This window comes from Bradyrhizobium sp. ORS 86 (genome assembly GCF_045571475.1).
Classification (GTDB): domain Bacteria; phylum Pseudomonadota; class Alphaproteobacteria; order Rhizobiales; family Xanthobacteraceae; genus Bradyrhizobium.
Genome location: NZ_CP120699.1, coordinates 343345 through 365419, shown reverse-complemented (window position 1 = coordinate 365419; position 22075 = coordinate 343345). Strand labels below are relative to the sequence as shown.

The 22075-nt window shown below is 63.5% G+C and carries 26 protein-coding genes; 13 read left to right on the top strand and 13 right to left on the bottom strand.

Features of this window, described 5'->3' with window-relative positions:
* Nucleotides 1-27 precede the first annotated feature (27 nt).
* Entirely contained in the window at nt 28-237 is a 210-nt protein-coding gene (locus P6U25_RS01730; RefSeq protein WP_407149721.1) for a hypothetical protein, read from the top strand.
* Nucleotides 238-328: 91 nt separating this feature from the next.
* Here P6U25_RS01730 and P6U25_RS01725 read toward each other — a convergent pair whose 3' ends face one another.
* The 3 genes from P6U25_RS01725 to P6U25_RS01715 all read right to left on the bottom strand — a co-directional run bounded on the left by P6U25_RS01725 (nt 329) and on the right by P6U25_RS01715 (nt 1852).
* The gene (locus P6U25_RS01725; RefSeq protein ID WP_407149720.1) at nt 329-655 is read right to left on the bottom strand and encodes a hypothetical protein; all 327 of its coding nucleotides are present in this window, start codon (nt 653-655) and stop codon (nt 329-331) included.
* Nucleotides 656-779: 124 nt separating this feature from the next.
* The gene (locus P6U25_RS01720; RefSeq protein ID WP_407149719.1) at nt 780-1025 is read right to left on the bottom strand and encodes a hypothetical protein; all 246 of its coding nucleotides are present in this window, start codon (nt 1023-1025) and stop codon (nt 780-782) included.
* Between the two features lie 500 nt (nt 1026-1525).
* Nucleotides 1526-1852 (bottom strand): hypothetical protein, encoded by a 327-nt coding sequence (locus P6U25_RS01715; RefSeq protein WP_407149718.1) that lies wholly within the window; start codon nt 1850-1852, stop codon nt 1526-1528.
* Between the two features lie 95 nt (nt 1853-1947).
* Between P6U25_RS01715 and P6U25_RS01710 the strand changes: the two genes are divergently transcribed.
* The 3 genes from P6U25_RS01710 to P6U25_RS01700 all read left to right on the top strand — a co-directional run bounded on the left by P6U25_RS01710 (nt 1948) and on the right by P6U25_RS01700 (nt 4047).
* Nucleotides 1948-2349, top strand: coding sequence for a metallopeptidase family protein (locus P6U25_RS01710; RefSeq protein WP_407149717.1), 402 nt, complete (start codon nt 1948-1950; stop codon nt 2347-2349).
* A 210-nt stretch (nt 2350-2559) separates the two neighbouring features.
* Complete coding sequence (leuD, locus tag P6U25_RS01705) at nt 2560-3162, top strand: 3-isopropylmalate dehydratase small subunit (RefSeq protein ID WP_280974950.1); 603 nt, start codon at nt 2560-2562, stop codon at nt 3160-3162.
* A gap of 96 nt (nt 3163-3258) precedes the next feature.
* Nucleotides 3259-4047: a hypothetical protein gene (locus P6U25_RS01700; RefSeq protein ID WP_407149716.1), complete on the top strand. Its 789-nt coding sequence runs from the start codon at nt 3259-3261 to the stop codon at nt 4045-4047.
* A 177-nt stretch (nt 4048-4224) separates the two neighbouring features.
* Here the strand turns inward: P6U25_RS01700 and P6U25_RS01695 are convergent, their stop codons facing one another.
* A complete protein-coding gene (locus tag P6U25_RS01695) occupies nt 4225-5103 on the bottom strand; it encodes an HpcH/HpaI aldolase/citrate lyase family protein (protein WP_407149715.1) in 879 nt (292 codons plus the stop codon).
* A gap of 142 nt (nt 5104-5245) precedes the next feature.
* Between P6U25_RS01695 and P6U25_RS01690 the strand changes: the two genes are divergently transcribed.
* The gene (locus tag P6U25_RS01690; protein ID WP_407149714.1) at nt 5246-5902 is read left to right on the top strand and encodes a carbonic anhydrase; all 657 of its coding nucleotides are present in this window, start codon (nt 5246-5248) and stop codon (nt 5900-5902) included.
* Nucleotides 5903-5930: 28 nt separating this feature from the next.
* On the opposite strand, the gene P6U25_RS01685 is transcribed toward P6U25_RS01690, so the two are convergent.
* Nucleotides 5931-6473, bottom strand: a complete 543-nt coding sequence (locus P6U25_RS01685; RefSeq protein ID WP_407149713.1) for a TIGR00645 family protein — start codon at nt 6471-6473, stop codon at nt 5931-5933.
* 25 nt (nt 6474-6498) lie between these two features.
* Nucleotides 6499-7533: an aspartate-semialdehyde dehydrogenase gene (locus tag P6U25_RS01680; protein ID WP_407149712.1), complete on the bottom strand. Its 1035-nt coding sequence runs from the start codon at nt 7531-7533 to the stop codon at nt 6499-6501.
* A gap of 117 nt (nt 7534-7650) precedes the next feature.
* Between P6U25_RS01680 and P6U25_RS01675 the strand changes: the two genes are divergently transcribed.
* Nucleotides 7651-8100, top strand: coding sequence for a hypothetical protein (locus P6U25_RS01675; RefSeq protein WP_407149711.1), 450 nt, complete (start codon nt 7651-7653; stop codon nt 8098-8100).
* 174 nt (nt 8101-8274) lie between these two features.
* Entirely contained in the window at nt 8275-8676 is a 402-nt protein-coding gene (locus tag P6U25_RS01670; RefSeq protein ID WP_407149710.1) for a hypothetical protein, read from the top strand.
* 303 nt (nt 8677-8979) lie between these two features.
* Here P6U25_RS01670 and P6U25_RS01665 read toward each other — a convergent pair whose 3' ends face one another.
* Together P6U25_RS01665 and leuB are read right to left on the bottom strand one after the other, a co-directional pair.
* A complete protein-coding gene (locus tag P6U25_RS01665; protein ID WP_407148626.1) occupies nt 8980-10080 on the bottom strand; it encodes an IS4 family transposase in 1101 nt (366 codons plus the stop codon).
* Nucleotides 10081-10176: 96 nt separating this feature from the next.
* Entirely contained in the window at nt 10177-11289 is a 1113-nt protein-coding gene (gene leuB, locus P6U25_RS01660; protein WP_407149709.1) for a 3-isopropylmalate dehydrogenase, read from the bottom strand.
* A gap of 150 nt (nt 11290-11439) precedes the next feature.
* On the opposite strand from leuB, the gene P6U25_RS01655 reads away from it, so the two are divergent.
* Nucleotides 11440-12303, top strand: coding sequence for an EamA family transporter (locus P6U25_RS01655; RefSeq protein ID WP_407149708.1), 864 nt, complete (start codon nt 11440-11442; stop codon nt 12301-12303).
* Between the two features lie 89 nt (nt 12304-12392).
* Entirely contained in the window at nt 12393-13589 is a 1197-nt protein-coding gene (locus P6U25_RS01650; RefSeq protein ID WP_407149707.1) for a YbfB/YjiJ family MFS transporter, read from the top strand.
* A 43-nt stretch (nt 13590-13632) separates the two neighbouring features.
* On the opposite strand, the gene P6U25_RS01645 is transcribed toward P6U25_RS01650, so the two are convergent.
* From P6U25_RS01645 to P6U25_RS01630, 4 genes are all read right to left on the bottom strand, one after another.
* Complete coding sequence (locus tag P6U25_RS01645; protein ID WP_407149706.1) at nt 13633-14418, bottom strand: molybdopterin-binding protein; 786 nt, start codon at nt 14416-14418, stop codon at nt 13633-13635.
* Between the two features lie 10 nt (nt 14419-14428).
* Nucleotides 14429-15061 (bottom strand): cytochrome b/b6 domain-containing protein, encoded by a 633-nt coding sequence (locus P6U25_RS01640; RefSeq protein ID WP_407149705.1) that lies wholly within the window; start codon nt 15059-15061, stop codon nt 14429-14431.
* Between the two features lie 183 nt (nt 15062-15244).
* A complete protein-coding gene (locus P6U25_RS01635; protein WP_407149704.1) occupies nt 15245-15799 on the bottom strand; it encodes a fasciclin domain-containing protein in 555 nt (184 codons plus the stop codon).
* 664 nt (nt 15800-16463) lie between these two features.
* Complete coding sequence (locus tag P6U25_RS01630) at nt 16464-17225, bottom strand: SDR family oxidoreductase (protein WP_407149703.1); 762 nt, start codon at nt 17223-17225, stop codon at nt 16464-16466.
* Nucleotides 17226-17310: 85 nt separating this feature from the next.
* On the opposite strand from P6U25_RS01630, the gene P6U25_RS01625 reads away from it, so the two are divergent.
* Together P6U25_RS01625 and P6U25_RS01620 are read left to right on the top strand one after the other, a co-directional pair.
* Nucleotides 17311-18840 (top strand): malonate--CoA ligase, encoded by a 1530-nt coding sequence (locus P6U25_RS01625; RefSeq protein ID WP_407149702.1) that lies wholly within the window; start codon nt 17311-17313, stop codon nt 18838-18840.
* Nucleotides 18841-18870: 30 nt separating this feature from the next.
* The gene (locus P6U25_RS01620) at nt 18871-19368 is read left to right on the top strand and encodes a hypothetical protein (RefSeq protein ID WP_407149701.1); all 498 of its coding nucleotides are present in this window, start codon (nt 18871-18873) and stop codon (nt 19366-19368) included.
* A gap of 150 nt (nt 19369-19518) precedes the next feature.
* Here the strand turns inward: P6U25_RS01620 and P6U25_RS01615 are convergent, their stop codons facing one another.
* Entirely contained in the window at nt 19519-20376 is an 858-nt protein-coding gene (locus tag P6U25_RS01615) for a sulfite exporter TauE/SafE family protein (protein ID WP_407149700.1), read from the bottom strand.
* A gap of 145 nt (nt 20377-20521) precedes the next feature.
* Here P6U25_RS01615 and P6U25_RS01610 point away from each other — a divergent pair, with 145 nt between their 5' ends.
* Nucleotides 20522-21442 carry a LysR family transcriptional regulator gene (locus P6U25_RS01610; protein WP_407149699.1) on the top strand — a complete coding sequence of 307 codons (921 nt, stop codon included), beginning with the start codon at nt 20522-20524 and terminating at the stop codon, nt 21440-21442.
* Nucleotides 21443-21670: 228 nt separating this feature from the next.
* Nucleotides 21671-22069: a succinate dehydrogenase, cytochrome b556 subunit gene (gene sdhC, locus P6U25_RS01605; protein WP_407149698.1), complete on the top strand. Its 399-nt coding sequence runs from the start codon at nt 21671-21673 to the stop codon at nt 22067-22069.
* Nucleotides 22070-22075: the final 6 nt, after the last annotated feature.

The window sequence follows — 22075 nt, the reverse complement described above, 5'->3', positions numbered from 1 at the left end:
GAAGATCAGCTTCGCGAGGAGCCAGACGTGGCCGAGAAACGTGAATTCGTCGACATGATCAGCGAGGCGACGCGGCAGAAGCGCCGCCGCGCTGCGCCACGCGTCATCGATCCGTTGCCCGAGGTGAAGGAGACCTCGCGCCTCAGCCACTGGCCGCCGGAGCGCTGGACACAGTGGCGGATGGAAAATCTGACGCCGTGGAAGATCAAGTCCTGGAAGTTGAAGAACTGGGACTAAGTCAACGCAGCATCACACGCGACAAAACGGGCGCCGTACGGCGCCCGTTTGCTTTGTTTCTTCGGCTACGTGCGAGGCTGCGCCGCCGGCATCACCAGAACGGGCCGAACCCAAAGCCGAAGGTGAACGGGGCCGGCGCGGCATACGGATAGGGCCGGTAATAGTAGGGCCGCCCGTAATAGTAAGGGTACGGCCGGTAATAGGGACGATAGTACGGCCGGCCATAATAGGGCCGATAGCCGTGATAGTGGTGACGGTGGTAGTGGTGATGGTGGCGCTGCGCGCTGATATCGGTCGCCTTGCCCACACCTCGCTGTTGCGTGGCCGGCTGCGACTCGGCTGACGCGGCGGCAGTTGCTGATGTCGGCGCGCTAAGCGCGAGCGCGCCTGCGGCAACGGCAACCCCGATCCATCTCATCAACTCCTGCAGATTTCGACAATCGTCATATCGCGCGCTCGAATCTGCCGGATTGATGGCTGAGAACGACAACAGGCCCGCGGCTCACGGGCCTGTGTCTCAACTGCGCTGATACGCCGCGCGATCAGCGGCGCCAGTGGCGACCGTGCCAACCACGGTGGTACCAGCCACGATGATGTCCACGATACCAGCCGCGATGCCATCCGCGCCCGCGCCAGTGCACTTGTGTGGTCATCTGGTTCGAGTCGTCCTGAACCGTTGCGGCCGCACCCGGCGTCGCCAGTGTGAGCGCTTGCGCTCGCTCGCTCGGTGCCGCCAAAACCAGCGCGGCACCGACGGCCGCAAGCCCCAGAACGTTCGTCACCTTCATGAGTCGTTGTCTCCTCGATTCCTGAATGTCACGTCTTGCAACGACGCTTCGTTGATAGAATCGATTGCCGTTGTCGCGACGCAGACCACAAACAAAGTGCGAATGACGTGAATGCGGGATGAATGATCGCGTCACGCTGATGAATTCCGCGCGAGCGATCTGGTTCCCCATACGTGGGAATATTCATGTCGATGAACGACATCAACGCAGATGTGTGAAGCGTTTTCTGTCGCGTGAGATCGTCATGATACCATCCGACGCAAGCGACATCGTTGATGCGCGCAGCGCTTGCCGCGACGGCAAGCCACGCAGGTGACGATGGCAGCCGCGCGCGAGGGACCTCGTGATGATTGTTATTACCGGATCGACCGGTGCGACGTGCGAGCGCCCGCGCAGGCGGAGCACGTCGGGTTCAGACCGATTGAGGTGCGAAACTCTATAGGACGCGTCGTGGCGCGCACGCTGCAAGCGAAGCGTCCCCGGCCTCGCGTCGGGACGCGCTAGCCGGGGCGCCAGAAGCAGTTCATGCGTGGTGTGATCACGGTGCCGCTCGGCCGATATTCCTGCACATAGGTCGCGGTGCATTCGCGCACGGCGTTCGGACCGGGATTGTAGCGCGGGATGACATCGGGTTCCCAATGCTCGGGCCGGTAGATCGGTACGCGTCGCAGCCGGCGGCGCCCGACAATGACGGTGCTGCCGGCCGCGGACGGCGCGGCCTGGGCCACGCGCATGCCCGTCTCGGCGGTCTGCGCCTGCGCCGCCGCGCCCGGAAGCCAAACTCCGACTGATGTCGCCAACAGCGCCGTCGCCACGATCCGTTTCATCACGCCACCCCGTTATTGGGCCGCACGGTCTCCCATTGGGCCGCCAAGGTCAACTGCGCTGGCGCCGCCGGCGACACTCGCGCTAAAGGAGTGTCATGTGGACCACAGCCAAAGCCCCCTCGCTCGCCGACATGGAGGCGATGGCGCACGAGATCTTCGGGCGCCTGCCGCAGACGTTCCGGACCCTCTGCGAGGGCCTGATCATCCGCGTCGACGATTTCCCGACCGACGAGGTGCTCGACGAGATGCAGGCCGAGAGCGAGTTCGACCTGCTCGGTCTGTTCCAGGGCGTCGGCCTGCCGCAGCAGAGCCTCGGCGACGTGGCGCGGCTGCCCAACCTGATCTGGCTCTACCGCCGGCCGATCCTGGACTACTGGGCGGAGCACGACGAGACCCTCGGCCATATCGTCCGCCACGTGTTGATCCATGAAATCGGCCACCATTTCGGCCTGTCGGACGCCGATATGGAAGCGATTGAGGCCCTTGCGGACACCTAGAGTGCTTTCGAGCGAAAGCCTGTCCCGGACTTGATCGGGGATGGACACCGGGGCGCGTGAAGAAAACGCGTCCAAACAAGAAGCTGGAGCCTCGTCCCGATCTCATCGGAACGAGGGCTCCAGCCCTGCAGAATTGGCCCTTTTACCGCTGTCACATTCGCGATACACATCCTGCCCGTATCCCTCATTTTTTGACCGGGAAGTGCATCGATGGACAAGTTCACCACGCTGGAAGGCGTCGCGGCGCCGCTGAAGATCATCAATGTCGACACCGACATGATCATTCCGAAGCAGTACCTCAAGACCATCAAGCGCACCGGCCTCGGCAAGGGGCTTTTCTCCGAGCAGCGCTACAAGGACGACGGCAGCGAGAACCCTGACTTCGTCCTCAACCAGCCGGCCTATCGCAACGCCAAGGTGCTGGTCGCCGGCGACAATTTCGGCTGCGGCTCGAGCCGCGAGCACGCGCCCTGGGCGCTGCTCGACTTCGGCATCCGCTGCGTGATCTCGACCTCGTTCGGCGACATCTTCTACAACAACTGCTTCAAGAACGGCATCCTGCCGATCCGGGTGTCGCAGGAAGACCTCGACAAGCTGTTCGACGATGCCGAGCGCGGCGCCAACGCGACGCTGACCATCGACCTCCCCAACCAGGAGATCCGCGGTCCCGACGGCGGCAAGGTGAAGTTCGAGATCGATCCGTTCCGCAAGCATTGTCTGATCAACGGCCTCGATGACATCGGGCTGACGATGGAGAAGAAGAGCTCGATCGACGCCTACGAGTCCAAACTCAAGGAGCGCGCCTGGGCTTGAGGCGCAGTCCTTTCATCATGCCCCCGGTGCCATCAGGCGCCGGGGTTTTTCTTTGCCGGTTTGTCTGCAACGCAAAACTTCCCATGGCTGCCGCACATGTTGCCTGACGTCGTCACTTTCTGGCACGGCCCGATGGATGCGTTGCGCCAGACCTGCCTGCGTTCGCAGCTCGCGGCCGGCCACAAGGTCACGGTCTACAGCTTCGATCCGATTCCCGGCCTGCCCGACGGCATCGGTAACGCCGAAGCCGAGGCCGTGCTGCCGCATTCATTCTCCGAGAAGCTGCGCCCGCCGCAGCCCGACGGCTCCTGGCGCGACTGGACCATCCTGCAATTCAGCGACTTCTTCCGCATGAGGTTGATGGCGCAGCGCGCCGGGCTCTGGCTCGACGCCGACGTGCTGTTGCTGAGGCCGGTCGCGATCGACCCGGCCAAACCGTATTTTGCCTGGGAGCGGCCGCGGCAGATCGGCAATTCCGTGCTGTATTTTCCGCCTGATGATCCGATCGTGCGTGCGTTCGAAGCGCTGATGGCGCAGGACGAGCTCACGCCGGACTGGCTGGCGCTGCGCCATCGCCTGACCTTTGCGATGCACCGGCTGATCGGCAAATCGAAACGCGTGTCCGATATTCGCATTGCGCTCTACGGCCCGGCCGCGCTCACCGCGCTGGCGCGGCGCGAGAACGAACTGCAACATGCGCTGCCGAAGCGATCGTTCTATGCCGTGCATGCCGAGCCGAAGCTGTTCTTCGATCCGGTGGATTTCTCCAAGTACGTGAACGACCCGGAGATCATCGGCCTGCACATCTCGGGCAAGGGACGCGCCAAGCAAGCGCCGCGTCCCGGCAGCCTGTATGCATGGGCAACGGAGAAGTTTCGCGCGTAACGCTGGCGCTTCTTTACCCTCTCCCCTTGTGGGAGAGGGTGCGCTCGCGAAGCGAGTGCGGGTGAGGGGTTCTCTCCGCACGGGAAAATCTCGCGAGTGGATAGAGACCCCTCATCCGTCGCGAACTACGTCCGCGACACCTTCTCCCACAAGGGGAGAAGGAAATCACCGATCGCGCTAATGTCCCATCGCGGCGATCGCGTCCGCGATCGCGATGGTGCGCTTGGCCATCTCGGCGTGCAGCCGCTCCACCATGCGGCCGTCGAGCTGGATCGCTCCGCGCGATGCATTCTCCGGCTTTTCGAAAGCCGCGATGATCTTGCGCGCCTCGGCGACCTCGGCCTCGGGCGGCGTGAAGATGGCGTTGCAGGCGTCGATGTGGCTCGGATGGATCAGCGTCTTGCCATCGAAGCCGAGATCGCGTCCCTGCGCGCACTCCTCGGCGAAGCCGTCGATATTGCCGATGTCGCTATAGGGCCCGTCGAGGATTTCCAGGCCATGGGCGCGGGTCGCCAGGATGCAATGCGTGATCATCGGGATCATGGCCGCTCGTCCCGGCTTCATCCGGATTCGGGTCTCGCGCGCGATGTCATTGGGTCCGAACACGAAGCCCGCGAGCCGGACCTCGGAATCCTTCGAGGCCGCCGCGAGCTTGTCGGCGTCGAGCACCGCGCGCGCGGTCTCGATCATGGCCCAGACCCGGATCGAGGCAGGGGCGTTGACGTCGCTGAGGCGATCGGCGACGGCATTGAGATCGTCGACAGTGGAGATCTTGGGAACCAGGATGCCATCCGGCTGCGCCTTGCCGGCCATGCCGATGTCGTCGACCCACCAGGGCGTGTCGAGCGCGTTGATGCGGATCAAGACCTCGCGCTTGCCGAACCCCTTGGCGGCGACCGCCTTGGCGATCTGTTCACGGGCCACGGCCTTGGCGTCCGGCGCGACCGAATCCTCCAGATCGAGAATGATGCCGTCCGCCGGCAGCGCGCGAGCCTTCTCCAGCGCGCGTGCATTCGATCCGGGCATGAACAACAGGCTGCGGCGCGGGCGGGTCATCGGCATCTCCTGACGGCTTGGGCTTCGCCAACATCCAATGTTTTGGCCTTGGCTCGGAACCATACTTCAACGCTGCCGTATCATCTCAGGCGGCGCACCGAAAGTCTTGTTCCCGTCATCGGCATGTGGTTAGCCAGGGGTCATGAAACTCTTTCCGACGCGGTTGATCGACGGCTACCGAACCTTCGCGACCCAGCGGTTGCCGACTGAGCAGTCGCGATACCGCGAACTATCGGAACGCGGCCAGTTTCCCGAAACCATGGTGATCGGCTGCTGCGATTCCCGCGTCTCGCCGGAGGTGATCTTCGATGCCGGGCCCGGCGAGCTGTTCGTGGTCCGCAACATCGCCAACCTGGTTCCAGTCTATCAGCCCGACAGCAATGCCCACGGCGTCTCGGCCGCGCTGGAATATGCTGTGAGTGTGCTGAAGGTGAAGCATGTCGTGGTGCTCGGGCACGCCCAGTGCGGCGGCATCCGTGCCTTCGTCGACAAGATCAAGCCGCTCACGCCGGGCGACTTCATCGGCAAATGGATGCAGATGTTCATCAAGCCGGGCGAGGTGGTCGAGCAGCGCGACCATGAGAGCATGCAGGACTTCGTCACCCGCATCGAGAAGGCCGCCGTGTTCCGCTCGCTGGAGAACCTGATGACCTTCCCGTTCGTGCGGGAACGGGTGGAGAGCGGCGAGATGCAGCTCCACGGCGCCTATTTCGGCGTCGCCGAAGGCTCGCTGTTCGTGCTCGACCGGGTCGCGAAGGAGTTCATCAGCGTGGCCGACGCCCTGAAGGCCGGCGAGTAGCGAACCGGCGTCGGTTCGCTATCCCATCTCAGTGATCGCCGCTCCAGCGATCGGAGATCGCGAGCAGGAGTGCGGAGATCACGAATACCAGATGCACGGCGACGAGCCAGGTCATCCGCGTCGCGTCGAAAGCCGCATCGATATTCAGGAATGCTTCCAGCACATGGATCGCGGAGATCGCGACGATCGACGCCAGCAGCTTCTGCTTCAGACCGGCAAAATCGATCTTGGTGATCCAGATCGGCCAGTTCGGATTGCCCGACGTGTCAATGCGCGAGACGAAGTTCTCGTAGCCGGAGAAGACCACGATCAGGACGAGATTGGCGACCAGAGTAACGTCGATCAGCGACAAGGCATCGAGGATGACTTCGGACGATTTGTAGCCCGACGCATGCTGAACGAACTCCCAGAGCATACGCGCGAATTTCAAAAGCAGCACTGCCAGCGCCACAACCAGACCAACATAGAACGGCGCCATCAGCCAGCGGCTGTTGAACAGCACATATTCGAAGCCGCGCATGATGCGCGGCGTCGTCGGGCTTGATGGGGCGGGAGCCGATTGTTCCGACATGGTTCCGGCCCCCTGCTGATCCGCCTTACGCGGCCTTCTTCTTCGCGGTGATCAGCTTGCGGTTGATCAGGACTTCCGCGATCTGCACGGCGTTGAGCGCCGCACCCTTGCGCAGATTGTCCGACACGCACCAGAACGACAGGCCGTTCTCGACCGTCGCATCCTCGCGGATGCGGCTGATATAGGTCGCATCCTCGCCGGCGGCTTCATAGGGCGTGACGTAGCCGCCCGGCTCCTGCTTGTCGATCACGAGGCAGCCCGGCGCATTGCGCAGGATGTTGCGCGCCTCGTCCGGCGTGATCGGATTGGCGAACTCGACATTGACCGCCTCGGAGTGGCCGACGAACACCGGCACGCGCACGCAGGTCGCGGTCAGCTTGATCTTGGGATCAAGGATCTTCTTGGTCTCCGCCATCATCTTCCACTCTTCCTTGGTGTAGCCGTCTTCCATGAAGACGTCGATGTGGGGGATGACGTTGAAGGCGATGCGCTTCGGGAACTTATTATTGATCAGCTCGTCGTTGGTGTAGACGGCCTTGGTCTGCGAGAACAGCTCGTCCATCGCATCCTTGCCGGCGCCCGACACCGATTGATAGGTCGAGACCACAACGCGCGTGATGGTGGCCTTGTCGTGCAGCGGCTTCAGCGCCACGACGAGCTGCGCGGTCGAGCAGTTCGGATTGGCGATGATGTGCTTCCTGGTGAAGCCGGCCGCGGCATCCGCATTCACTTCGGGCACGACCAGCGGCACATCCGGGTCCATGCGCCAGGCCGAGGAATTGTCGATCACGACCGCACCGGCGGCGCCGATCTTCGGCGACCATTCCTTGGAGACCGAGCCGCCGGCCGACATCAGGCAGATATCGACGTCGGAGAAATCATAGTGCTCGAGGGCTTTGACCTTCAGGGTGCGGTCGCCATAGGAGACCTCGACGCCGACGCTGCGGCGTGACGCCAACGCGACGACCTCGTCGGCAGGGAATTTGCGCTCGTCGAGAATGTTGAGCATTTCCCGCCCGACATTACCGGTCGCACCGACCACCGCGACTTTGTAACCCATCGTTCACTCTCCGACGAAAAATGCCCGTTCCCACGCGACAAGCGGAAAGGGAAGAGGCAGCGCTTCTATGCGAGAAACCCCATCAAGACAACGTTTGCGTCACGTTTGAGCGTTTTGATGCGTTTGTTTCGGGCCGACCCCGCTGCTCCCTATCATACGGGAATTCCATCAGCGCTGACGAGCTTCGTCGACGAGGTCTACGCCACGCTGTCCCGGCTGTTTGCCTATGTCGTGACGCTCGCGCTGCTCGGCGGGCTCGCGGTCTATCTATGGCAACAACTGCCGGACGCAACGGCGACGGGGCCGGCCGACGCGAGCTGGGGTCTGGCCGGCCATTCGACCCCGGCCCGTGCCACGGACCGGCTCAATCCACATAATAAAACAGAGACTTACGAAGTCTTCCGGCATCCTGAGGGCGGCCGCAAGGACATTTCCCGCTGCGCCGAGGCCGCGCTTCAGCGGGTCGCCGAGCCGAGCCGCGCTGACTGCGTTACCTCCGGCCCGCTGGCCCCGTCGTCCGACTCGGTCATGGGCAACGAAAACCCGAGGTTGCGCGGCGCGCTTTGATGGCGGTACCGAGGCAAGGCACTGGTTTTGATGAAACTTTTGCCGCACCGTCGGCATTATGTCGGCCGGTGTGGCGCAATTGACCTAGTGACGGCCCAGCCACCGCGGCTACAATGTGTTCCAATCGATTTGGCGACGCGCCAGCCCCTCTCGGGCCGTAATGACGAGGATGCGATGACCGTGAAATTCCCTGCCGCGAACAAGCTCGTGGTGTTGCTTGCTGCGGCTGCCGTCACCGCAACCGCGTTCAGCGTGAGCCCGGCCGACGCCCAGGCCCCGAGCAAGCGCCAGCAGCAGCGCTACGACCGCGACGGCCGCCACTATTACGGCCCGCAGGGTCCGAACCGCGTCTATCAGCAGGGCCCCCGCACCCGCGTTTACGTGACCACCCGCTCCTGGCTCGACGCCGGCACCGAGGTGCTGCCGGGCGATCGCAAGTTCAGCGACTACGCCTTCCCGCCGGATGTCGGCTATCCGTCGTTCGGGCGCGAGAACAACAACCGCCCGATCGATCGCCAGCCGCTCAGCCCACCGGCCGATCTCGGCGGCTATCCGCGGAACTTCCCACTGTACTGATATCTCTCGTCTTGCGTCGTCCCGGCGAAAGCCGGACCCATAACCACCGCTGGTCGTTATGGAGCTCGTCGGGCGACCATTTCAAATCGAGAAGCCGCGGAGTATGGGTCCCGGCTTTCGCCCATAGGCGTTAAGGTAAGCGGACCATGGTTTGATAGCGTCGGGTTTTCCTCGGCGGCTCGCGAAGATGGCGCTGGAGAATGGGGAGAGATTGGCGGAGACGAGCCATTGCGGGTTGCGGAATGACGGCCTGCAAGAGTGAGACGATGAGCTGACGGAGCAATCGCCAGGCGCCAGGACTGGTCAGGCGGCTTCCGCCAAGCGGGGAGAGTCCTCGAGTTCGTCGACGAGCGGCTCGAGCAATAGAATCATCAGCAGATGAGCAAGGATATGCGATCTGGCGGATCGCTCGTTAGTTCCCGGCGGCCCCTTCAAACCAACCAGGCTCTTCAGCCGCTTGAAGCCCAGCTCGATCCGCCAGCGCAGGCGGTAGAGGGCGAGAATGTCATCCGTGGTGAAGTCATCTGGCGCAAGTGAGGTCACCAGGATGACCCAATCGGCGGCCTGCAGCGTTTTATTGGAGAGCTGATGGCCGCCCTTCTGTGCGGTCCGGCGCGCCTTGCGCCGCGCCTCGGCAGCGGCCTGTTGCGGCTTCTTGACGGCGACCAGACGCATGGCGAGCGGCGTGCCGCGCTTGGGTTTGATCCAGATCGGACAATCGAGGAGGCCTCGTTCCGCCGCCTTGCGCAGTTCGGCGATCAGATTGAATGCACAGCCCTTACCATCGAGCCAGCGTGCGCTCTTCCAACCCGCTCGAATGACGAAGTCTGCGCCGGCCTGGATCAATGTTGCCATGCGCTCCGGCTGCAAATAGGCCCGATCGGCAAGACGGATCTCGCCCGCAACCGCCGGAATCCGGTCGAGCCTCTCGCCGTCCTGTTGATCGGTCAGTTCGAAGTGGCCAAAACGCTCTTGCGGAAGATCGAACGCGCTGTGAATGCGCCACACCTCGTTCTTCTTCCTGCCATTCAACCCCTTCTTCGGCACCGTCGTGGCATCGATGATGCGGATCAGGCGACCTCGGCCGGCCCTCGGAGCTGCGGCAGCGAGTGCCTGCCCGATCAGGAGCGCCAGCCAATCCCCGCACTGGCGCAAGCGGTACAACAGAGCCACGCTCGAAACATCGACAAGACCGACCGACGTCGCCCATGCCGCCGTCAATCGAAATCCCCGTTCACCAAGGCAATACGCCAGGATCAACCGCAGCAAGTCCACGGCATTGCGTATCTCGCGCGGACGCACGAAAGCCTTCGTCTCCCGTGCGGTCCGATCGAGCGCTGCGGCCCCTCCAAGCCGGGTTACGATCCCCGCCCAGTCGCGATTCGCCAGTGCTTCATATCTCATGCCATGCTGGAATCACGAACCATCCCGCACCGCAAGCCTAACTTAACGCCTATGGGCTTTCGCCGGGACGACACCGCCGTTGTGGCCGCACAGCCGTCACGCGTGCAACTTCTGCAACTCCTTCAGGATCGCTTGGCCCATCTGCGTCGTGCTGGCGGGCGTGGTGCCTTCCGACTTGATGTCGGCGGTGCGCAATCCGCTGGCTAGGACAGCCGCGATCGCCGCATCGACCTTGTCGGCGAGATCGCCCATGTCGAAGGAATAGCGCAGCGCCATGCCGAACGAGGAGATCATCGCGATCGGGTTCGCGAGGCCCTTGCCTGCGATGTCGGGCGCCGAGCCGTGCACCGGCTCGAACAGCGAGCGGCGCTTCCTGGTCTTGGCGTCGATCTCGCCGAGCGAGGCCGACGGCAGCATGCCGAGCGAGCCGGTCAGCATTGCTGCGATGTCGGACAGCATGTCGCCGAACAGATTGTCCGTGACGATGACGTCGAACTGCTTCGGCGCCTTCACCAGGTTCATGCCGCCGGAATCGGCGAGCTGATGTTCCAGCGTGACGTCCTTGTATTCGCGCGCATGCACCTGAGTCATGACCTCGTTCCAGAGCACGCCCGATTTCATGACGTTGCGCTTTTCCATCGACGTCACCTTGTTGCGGCGCTTGCGCGCGAGGTCGAAGGCGACGCGGCCGATGCGCTCGATCTCGTAGGTGTCGTAGACCTGGGTATCGATCGCGCGCTTCTGGCCGTTGCCGAGATCGGTGATGGTCTTCGGCTCGCCGAAATAGACGCCGCCGGTGAGCTCGCGCACGATCATGATGTCGAGGCCCTCGACGACGTCGCGCTTCAGGCTCGAGGCCTCCGCCAGCGCCGGGTAGCACACCGCCGGGCGCAGGTTGGCGAACAGGCCGAGGTCCTTGCGCAGCCGTAGCAGGCCGGCCTCCGGGCGCACCTCATAGGGCACGCTGTCCCACTTGGGACCGCCGACCGCGCCGAAGATCACGGCATCGGCGGCCAGCGCCTTCGCCATATCGCCCTCGGAGATCGACACCTTGTGAGCGTCGTAAGCCGAGCCGCCGACCAGCCCCTGCTCGGTCTCGAACTTCGCGATCCCCTGCGCGTTCAGCCAGTCGATCAGGCGCTGCACCTCGGCCATCACTTCGGGGCCGATGCCGTCGCCGGGGAGAAGCAGCAGTTTATGGGTCGCCATGGTGTTACCTCACTCAATCGGGCATGCCCGCCATCATTCGGCGCGAGTGCTAAAACGCCGGGCGCGGATTGGCAAGGCGCCCTGTCCAGGCCCAAAATGCCTCCCCGAACGAAGCAACCCGCGCCCCAAGAAGCCAACAAGACGGACCTCATGACCGCAGCCATCCTCTACGCCTTTGCCTCGGCCCTTTTCCTCGGCGCCGGGGTCGTGTTGGCGCAACTCGGCCTGCGCACTGTCGAGCCGCTGTCGGGCGCCGCCATCAGCGTGCCTTCTTTCACCCTGCTGTTCGTGCTGCTGTCGCCGCTGATCCTGCACGGCGAGCCGGTGGTCTGGCGGGGACTGCCGATCTTCATGGCGGTCGGCCTGTTCTTTCCGGCGTCGCTGACGTTCCTGACCTTCGCGTCGAACCGGGCGCTCGGACCTGTCATCACCTCGACGCTGGGCAATCTCGCACCGCTGTTCGCGGTCACCGCCGCTGTGGCCCTGCTGCATGAGCCGCTGGAACCGCAGCAGCTCGTCGGTCTCGTCGTCGCGGTTGCGGGGGCTGCGATCATCACCGTGACCCGGCCGCGCGACCTCGGCCATTGGCGGAGCTGGGCGCTGCTGCTGCCGCTCACCAGTGCGCTGGTGCGTGGCATCGTGCCGCCGATCGCCAAGCTCGGGCTCGCGATCTGGCCAAGCCCGCTGTGGGCGTGCCTCGTCGGCTACGTCATGTCCTCGCTCGTGGTGCTGACGGTGCAGCGGATTCGAAAGGGCAGCTTCATGGTACAGGCCCCGCGCGAGGGCCGGTTCTGGTTCGCGATGACCGGGATCAGCAACGGGCTCAGCGCCCTTAGCCTGTTCGCGGCGGTCCGCAACGGCCCGATCACGCTGGTGGCGCCGCTCGCCGCCGTCTATCCCCTGGTCACGGTGGCGCTGAGTGCGATGCTGCTCAAGCACATCGAGATCACGATGCGGATTGTCGCCGGGACCGCGCTGACCGTGATCGGCGTGGCCCTCGTGCTGATCGCCTGATTGCCCTTTTCGCAAGACACCGTTGCGGCGCGCGGCGCTGGGCAGGATCGGCGCGGCCTGCCACAATGCCGGCACTGCCGGAGTGATTTGTGAGAGCCCCCAACCCATCCTACGCGCATCCCGCGCGGCTGATCCTTATTCTGTCGCTGGCACCGACCATAGGCCTCGGCATCGGCCGCTTTGCCTATTCGCTGGTGCTGCCCGACATGCGCGACTCGCTGGCGTGGTCCTATTCTGCTGCCGGCTTCATGAACACGATCAACGCCGCCGGCTATCTGGTCGGCGCGCTGCTCGCCTCCCGCCTGATTCAGCGCTTCGGCCTTGCGACATCGGTGCGCTGGTCGACGCTCGCTTGCGTGCTGTCGCTGGCGCTGTCGGCCGTCTCGGGCAATTTCGTCGTGTTGAGCTTCGCCCGCCTCTTGCTCGGCCTCGCGGCCGCGATCGGCTTTGTCGGCGGCGGCACGCTTGCGGCGACCATCGCGCAATCGCGGCCGCACCGCGCCAATTTCCTGATCAGCCTGTTCTACGCCGGACCGGGCATCGGCATCCTGGCCTCCGGCCTGATCGCCCCCTTCGTGCTGCAGGGCTTCGGCGCGGGCTCGTGGTGGATCGTATGGTGGGCGATGACGCTGCTTTCAATCGCCATGATCCTGCCGCTGTGGTTCGCGCCGTTCCACGCCGACCCCACCGCCGGTGGCATCGCACGGACGAAGTTCGCGATCGCCCCGGTCCTGATCTATCTCACCAGCTACTTCCTGTTCGGTGCCGGCTACATCGCCTACATGACCTTCATGATCGCCTATGTCCGCGACGGCGGCGGCGGCGCGGCGGCGCAGAGCGCGTTCTGGAGCCTGATCGGCGTCAGCGCGTTCGTGACGCCATGGGTTTGGCGACGCGTGCTGGCACTCGACCGCGGCGGGCTCGCGACCATGATCATCCTCGGCGTAAACGCGCTGGGCGCCAGTCTGCCGATCTTCGGGCATTCGCCGCTATTGCTCGCCATCTCGGCGCTGGTGTTCGGCGTCGCCTTCTTTGCGGTGGTCGGCTCGACCACCGCCTTCGTCCGCCTCAACTACCCGCCGGAAGCCTGGCCCACGGCGATCGCGGCCATGACCATCGCCTTCGGCATCGGCCAGACGCTCGGCCCGATCGTGGTCGGCGCCATCACCGACGCGGTCGGCAGCCTGTCATTCGCGCTGAACGTCTCGGCGGCGATGCTGGCGCTGGGAGCGCTGCTGGCGGCGTTTCAACGCAAGGTGGGGCCGAAATCGGCGAATAGTGAGTAGCGGGTGGCGAATAGGAACGCCCTACCATTCGCTACTCGCCCTCTCAATTCCCGCTGAACGAGTTATACCCCTGGTCTTCCCAGTAGCCACCCTTGTAGTCGTTGGTGACTTCCATCGAGACCACGTATTTCGGATTCTTGAAGCCGAGCTTGGTCGGCACCCGGATCTTCATCGGATAGCCATAGGCGCGCGGCAGGATCTGGTCGGCGAACTTGAACGTCATCTGGGTCTGCGGATGCAGTGCGCTGCGCATGTCCAGCGGCGAGTTGTAGCCGTCCTTGTCGGCGCACTGGAACCAGACATATTTCGCGCGCGTGTCGGCGCCGACCAGCTTGAGGAAATCGCGCAGCGGCGTGCCGGTCCAGCTCCCGATCGCGCTCCAGCCCTCGACGCAGATGTGCCGGGTGACCTGCTTGACCTGCGGCAATTGATAAAGCTCGTCCAGCGTCCAGGACTTCTTGTTGTCGACCAGCCCGCGCACCTCGAGCTTCCAATCCTTGCCGTCAATATCGGGCGCATCGTCGAGATCGTAATAAGCATTGTACGGGAACGGCTTGGTGATCATGCTCTCAGGGAAGGTCGGCGCAAGCGCTTCCGGATTGAACATCCAGGCCTGCACGGCGTCGTTGAACTTCGACACCTTCTTCAGCAGTTCCTCCGCCGAGGACGAATCGACCACATCGCAGCCGGTCAGCAGCGTCAGCGCACCGAGGCTCGCGCCGGTCGTGATAAAGCGGCGCCGGGTCGGATCCGGCATGGTTTTCACGGCGTCGCGGACCAGCAGTCTCTTGTCGACGCCGGGGATCAGAAGCTTGCGCATGCGGCCCATGACAACCTCCTCAACGCCCGCTGATCATCGCGCGCAGGCTCTTCGGCACCAGCACCGCGAGCGCGACATGGATCACCAGGAAGGCGACGATCAGCGCCATGCAGGTGAAGTGAACGTAGCGCGCGATGTCGTAGCCGCCGAACAACGCCGACAGCCAGTACAACTGCACCGGCTTCCACATCGACAGCCCGGACAGCACGATGACCACGCCGACAATGATGATGCCGGCATAGAGCAATTTCTGCACGTAATTGTATTTGCTGAGATCGTCATGCGACAGCTTGAAGGTGAGCGCCGCCTTGGTGTCGGAGATCACGCCGCCCGGCGTGATCGGCAACAGCTTGCGACGGAACCGGCCGGTGATGAAGCCGAGGATCAGATAGACCAGGCCGTTGACCATCAACAGCCACATCGCAGCGAAGTGCCACAGCAACCCGCCGGCGAGCCAGCCGCCCAGCGTAATGCTCGGGGGAAAGGTGAAGTTGAACAGGGGCGAGGCGTTGTAGATCTGCCAGCCCGACATGATCATCATGATCATGGCGAGCGCATTGATCCAGTGCAGCACACGCACCCACGCCGGCTGAATGACCTTCGCGGGCGTCGCACTGTCTGCATGGTGGCCGCTGACGGCAAGACTCGGCATCGGATGTTCTCTATTCAAGATCATTATCCGCTTATACGACGGGAACTGCCATTCCGTTACGGAAACGCGCGTTATCAGTTTGATGGACACCGTCCAGTGCGGTCACAAAAATGCGAGCCGGGCGCTGGTCACCCGGCTCGCCGTTTCACGCGTCGTGTCGGGATTAAACAGGGCGATCAGGTGTTACGTCGCCGGCATCAGGACGGTATCGATCACGTGGATGACACCGTTCGACTGGTTGACGTTGGAGATCGTCACCATGGCGGAGCCGCCTTTGGCATCGACGATCCAGACCTTGCCGCCCTGCTTCTTCACCGTGAGCTCCTCGCCCTCGACGGTTTTCAGCATCTTGCCATCGGCGAGATCTGATGCCTCGAGCTTGCCAGGGACCACGTGGTAGGTGAGGATCCTGGTCAGCGTCGTCTTGTTCTCGGGCTTCACGAGATTGTCGACGGTTCCGGCCGGCAGCTTGCCGAACGCGGCATTGGTCGGCGCGAACACCGTGAACGGGCCCTTGCCTTCCAGCGTGCCGACCAGGCCCGCGGCCTTCACCGCGGAGACCAGCGTGGTGTGATCCTTCGAGTTGACGGCGTTCTGGATGATGTTCTTCGAGGGGAACATCGCGGCCCCACCGACCATCACGGTCTTCTCCGCGGCGCCGACCGGTGTGACGACGGTTGCGGTGAGGGTGAGTGCGGCGAACGCTGCGGCCGAGAACAGTGCAATAGGCTTGGACATGGAAACTCTCCCGATAGTGATATGACCGGCGCGCTGCGCCGGGATGAAGGGCTCAACGACGACAGGATTGAGTGCGTCGTCGTTGGCCCGAGCTACGGGAGGTTTTGCGGGCGGTTTCGGCGGATAATTTATCGTGATGCGTGAAACTAATGTCAGGCGCGATCGTGGGACCCACCCGATTGTAGCCCGGACGAAGCGCAGCGAAATCCGGGACAATCCTTCCACGGAGAAGCTGCCCCGGATTGCGCTTCGCTCCATCCGGGCTACGCAGCTTGAACCTCCCCTTGCAAAGGGGAGGTCGCTTTGCTCGCCAGAGCAAAGCGGGTGGGGATCTGCTCTCCCCACACGCAGCGTCGCTTGCGGCTGACCCCCATCCCGACCTTCCCCCTTTCAGGGGGAAGGAGAAGATGGAAGCTCGGATGCAGCGCAGCGAAATCCGGGACAATCCTTCCGCGGAGACGCTGCCCTGGATTGCACTTCGCTCCATCCGGGGTACGCAAGCTTGAACCTCCCCTTGCAAAGGGGAGGTCGCTTTGCTCGCCAGAGCAAAGCAGGTGGGGATCTGCTCTCTCCACATGCAAGCGTCGCCTGCGGCTGACCCCCATCCCGGCCTTCCCCCTTTCAGGGGGAAGGAGAAGACAGGTCGGGCTTAATCCGGCTAGGCCTAATCCCTATTTGCCGGCGTCTGGATGAAGCCGCGGTTGTGCGTCGGGCTGATCAGGATCTCGTTCATGCAGACGCGCGGCGGCATGCTGGCGACGAAGGCGATGGTGCGGCCGAGATCCTCGGGCTGCAGCATCTTGGCCTGCTCGGCCTCGCTCGGCACCACCGGCCGCAACTTGAGGATGGGCGTGGCGACCTCGCCCGGCGACAGGCAGCAGGCGCGCAGACCGTTGACGCATTCGTCCATGTTGAAGGAGTGCGTCAGCGCCAGCACCGCGTGCTTGGTCGTGGTGTACGCCGGTCCCGGCATCTTCGAGACATGGCGGCCGGCCCAGGAGGCGACGTTGATGATACAGCCGTCCTTCTGCTTGCGCATCGTCGGCAACACCGCATGCATGCAATAGAGCACGCCGTTGAGGTTAATCTCGACCAGCTTGTCCCAGCCCTCCAGCTCCATGTCAGCCCAGCTTCGCTTCGGCACGTTGATGCCGGCGCTGTTGACCAGGAGGTCGATCCGGCCGTGCTTGGCAACGATTGTCTCGGCCACCTTGTTGACGTCGGCCTTTTTGCTGACGTCAAGCGGGATGGCCTCCGCCTTGCCGCCGTTCTTCGTAACGGTGGCGACGACGCGATCCAGCTCCTCCTTGCGGCGGCCGGAGATCACCACCGTCCAGCCGTCCGCGGCCAGGAACTCCGCCCCGGATTCACCGATCCCCGTGCCACCGCCGGTCACCCAGGCCACGCGTTTCTCGTTTTTTGTCATGCAAACTGTCTCCGTTGCTTTCCGAAGGGCGTTTTTGCTAATCCAACCTGCACTTACCGGCCCTTTCGCCCCTCGGGGATGTTGCATGAACACGACCGCCAACGCCAACCTGTTTTCCCGCCTGTTCGACGGCCTCGACGATCCCAACCGGCTCGCGATCGAGCAACTCGACGGCAGCCGCATCTCCTATGGCGACCTGATCGCCCGCGCCGGCCAGATCGCGAACGTGCTGGTCAGCCGTGGCGTCAAGCCGGGAGATCGCGTCGCGGCACAGACCGAGAAGTCGGTCTCGGGCCTCGTGCTCTATCTCGCCACCGTTCGTGCCGGCGGCGTCTATCTGCCGCTCAACACCGCCTATACGCTGAACGAGCTCGAATACTTCATCACCGACGCAGAGCCGACGGTGGTGGTTTGCGATCCCTCCAAGCTGGAGGGGATCAAGGCCATCGCGGGCCAGGTCGGCGCCAAAGTCGAGACGCTCGACGCGAGCGGCAAGGGCTCGCTGACCGAGGCCGCCGACAAGGCGGCCAAGGATTTTGCCACGGTGCAGCGTGGCAACGACGACCTCGCCGCGATCCTCTACACGTCGGGCACCACCGGCCGCTCCAAGGGCGCGATGCTGTCCCACGACAATCTGGCATCGAACTCGTATTCCCTCGTCGACTATTGGCGCTTCACCGATAAGGACGTGTTGATCCACGCGCTGCCGATCTATCATACCCATGGCCTGTTCGTGGCGAGCAACGTCACGCTGTTCGCGCGGGCCTCGATGATTTTCCTGCCGAAGTTCGATCCGGATCTGATCCTGAAGCTGATGGCGCGCGCCACCGTGCTAATGGGCGTGCCGACCTTCTACACCCGCCTGCTGCAGAACCCGGGCCTGAACAAGGATGCGACCAAGCACATGCGGCTGTTCATCTCGGGCTCAGCGCCGCTGCTCGCCGACACGCATCGCGAATGGTCCGCGCGCACCGGACATGCCGTGCTCGAGCGCTACGGCATGACCGAGACCAACATGAACACTTCCAACCCCTATGACGGCGACCGCGTGCCCGGCGCCGTCGGCTTCGCGCTGCCCGGCGTGTCGGTGCGGGTCACCGAACCCGAGACCGGCAAGGTGCTGCCGCCGGAGACGATCGGCATGATCGAGGTCAAGGGCCGGAACGTCTTCAAGGGCTACTGGCGGATGCCGGAGAAGACCAAGGCTGAATTCCGCGACGACGGCTTCTTCATCACCGGCGACCTCGGCAAGATCGACGACAAGGGCTATGTCCACATCCTCGGCCGCGGCAAGGACCTGGTGATCTCAGGCGGCTTCAACGTCTACCCGAAGGAGATTGAGAGCGAGATCGACGCGATGCCGGGCGTGGTCGAATCGGCCGTAATCGGCGTGCCGCATGCCGATTTCGGCGAAGGCGTCACCGCCGTATTGGTCTGCAACAAGGGCGCCGACGTCAGCGAAGCCTCGGTGCTGAAGGCGCTCGACGGACGGCTCGCAAAGTTCAAGATGCCCAAGCGGGTGTTCGTCGTCGACGAATTGCCGCGCAACGCTATGGGCAAGGTGCAGAAGAACATTCTGCGCGATCGGTATAAGGATATTTACGCGAAGGCGTGAGGAAACTGGAAGTTTCACGAGGGAGGGGCAATGAAGCGCGAGTATGCCGAGCGGATCGGCGGTCATCTCCTCGATGCCGTCGAGGCTATGTACAAGGCCGAAATGGCCATTGCAGGGCTCGGCAAGCAGGAACGCATCCGATACGACGACTTGCTTCAAGAGGTTCTTAGCGACCTGGAAGGCAAGCTGCTCCTTCCGATTTGCGAACAGTATCCGGACTTGCTGCCGCCCGAAGAGGAAGAGAAACCGCCCCTACTTTGCAGCGAATTGACATGGAGCGAGGTGAAGCTTCCGTCGGGTGTAACGGAAGATCGGCTCGACGACGTTATCATCTCGCTTCTGAAGTCCCGCTGGCGGAAAGTCGCAGCGTTTGTGACCGATGCAGAAAAGCGCTTCAAGGAGCTTGGTTGGACCATTAGTCATGAAGCGACCGCGGCGCGATTGCAGGTGCTCTCTGATTTGGATCGCATCGAGGCCGTCGGCGATCTGCGGTACTGGGGCAACAGCGAAGTCCGGTTGAAAGATTGATTGGGACCATTGCCCGCCGACGAGACTGACCAGGAACCGTGCGCCCACGATAAAGCGCCGTAGCCCGGATGGAGCGAAGCGCAATCCGGGACTCTTGCGGGCGGGTAGACTGATCCCGGATTACGCTTTCGCTCCATCCGGGCTACGAAACTATGCACCATTCAACAGGCTGACCACGAACCGTCCGCCCACGATAAAGAGATACGTCCCGAACGCCAACTCCAGCGCGCGCTTTGACAGCGCGTGCGCGACCTTCACGCCGAGCGGCGCGGTGACGAGCGTGGTCGGCATCACCAGCAGCGTGCCGATCAGCGAGACGTAACCGAGCGCGAACGGCAGTTGCAGCGCGGCGACATCTGGAAAGCGTGCCGCGGCGGGCCAGCCGGCATAGACATAGCCGAGCGCGCCGGGGATCGAGATCAACACGGCGAGCGCCGACGACGTCGCGACCGCCTGATGGATCGGCCGGCCGTAGAAGGTCATCAGGAGGTTCGCGAACAGGCCGCCGCCGATCCCCATCAGGGTCGACAACAGACCGACCAGGAAGCCATAGACCCGCATCAGAAAACCCTTCGGCACATCATCGCCGAGCTTCCAGGTCTCGCGCGCGAGCAGCAGGCGCGCTGCTGCCGACCATGCCACCATCACGAACACGATCTTGAACAGCCGCTCCGGCGCAAACCGCGCCGTGACGCTGCCGGCCAAGACGCCGAGCACGATCGGCAGCCACCATCGCCTGAGGATCTCCAGATCGACCGCGCCGCGGCGATAATGGGCGCGGAACGAACTCAGCGAGGTCGGAATGATGATCGCAAGCGACGTGCCGATGCAGAGCGGCATCCGCACCTCCAGCGGCACGCCGGCGAGGCGGAAGCACTCGTAGAACACCGGCACCAGGATCGCGCCGCCGCCGATGCCGAACACGCCGGCGAGAAAGCCGGACAGCGCTCCCACCGTGATCAGCAGCAGCGCAAGCTCCAACAATTCCTTGGGGTCCAGGCCGGCCATCTTGCCCTTCACGCAGCGTTGGCGGTCTCGCCGAAGCACCAGGTTCGGCGGCGTCACGATTCGCCGACACCCATAGCCCGTTTTAGGAATTGGGAGTATCCATGCCGTTGAGCAGGCTCTCTTGCGAAATGCGGAAGGATCGAGCTTGGACCAGCTTGCAGCGATGGCGGCATTTGTCCGCGCGGTCGAAAGCGGCAGCCTATCGGCGGCGGCGCGCGCACTGCCGAGTTCGCTGACCTCGGTGAGTCGCCAGATCAGCGCCCTCGAGCAGCATTTCGGCACCCGTCTGCTGTTGCGCACCACCCGCCGGCTTGCGCTGACGGACGATGGACGAATCCTCTACGAACGCGCGAAATCCATTCTCGGCGAGGTCAAGGAAATCGAAGCGGCGTTGTCGCGCGACCCGCATCAGCCATCGGGGCGAATTCGCGTCAGCTCTCCGAGCCTGATTGGACGGCTCGTGATATCGCCGCTGCTGGTCGGGTTTCTCCGCCGCTATCCGGCGCTTGCCGTCGACCTCCTGCTGATCGACCGCGCCGTCGACATGGTCGAGGAGGACATCCATCTGGCCATTCGCATCGGCCGGTTGCGCGATTCGCAGCTCGTCACGCGACGGCTCACCGACCTCCAGATGATCGTGTGCGCATCACCCGATTACCTGGCCCGGCACGGCGCGCCGCGGACGCCGAACGATCTTGCGACGCATGACTGCCTAGTGTTCTCCGATTCGCCCGGCAGTGCCGCATGGCGCTTCGGCAATGGCACGAAGTCGGGCCGCAAAGTCCGCATATCCGGTCGGCTCTGGATGAATAGCCTCGATGCGCTGGTCGGTGCGGCCCGGGATGGCGCCGGCATCGTCCGCGCGCCATCGTGGCAGGTGCAGACGGACCTCGCGAATGGCCGCCTTAAACGGCTGCTCATCGATCACGAACCCGCGCCAACGCCGCTGCATCTGACGTTCCAGCCATCGCGCCTCGCATCGCCTAAGATCAGGGCATTTGTCGATTATCTGGTGGAACAATGGGGCAGGATCGACGCCTTTCGAGCCCCGATGGCACGCAGCTAGCGGCCCCGATCGACGCTGCGATATATCGATTCATTTTTTGGTTCGCTGGCCTTGCATGTGGTATACCACACTGCGCTTCAACCAGAATTCGGCAAAGCTAGAAATGAACTTCGGTTCGACCGAAGGCTATTTGGCCGTTGCGCGGCGTGGTTCGACTCCGTAAATAGAATTCATCTACCGCGTTCCCCGTTGGGCCGGCCGCGGTCCCACACAACATAAAGCCCGCCGATGACCGCCAGGATCGAACGACCCCTTTCGCCCCATATCCAAAGCTATCGCTGGACCCTGACGATGGCGCTGTCCATCGTCCACCGCGCCACCGGCATTGCGCTCTATTTCGGAACGCTGCTGCTCGCCTGGTGGCTGATTGCGGCAGCTTCCGGTCCGACCGCCTACGCCAACGTCCAGGCCTTCACCGGCAGCGTCATCGGCAAGCTGATCGTGTTCGGCTACACTTGGGCGCTGATGCATCACCTGCTGAGCGGCATCCGGCATTTCGTCTGGGATCTCGGCTACGGGTTCAAGGCGAATGAACGCGAGGCGCTGACCTGGGGCGCCCTGGTCGGCGGCATCTCGCTCACCGTCCTCATCTGGATCATTGCCTATGCTGTCGGAGGTGGTCGATGAGCAGCC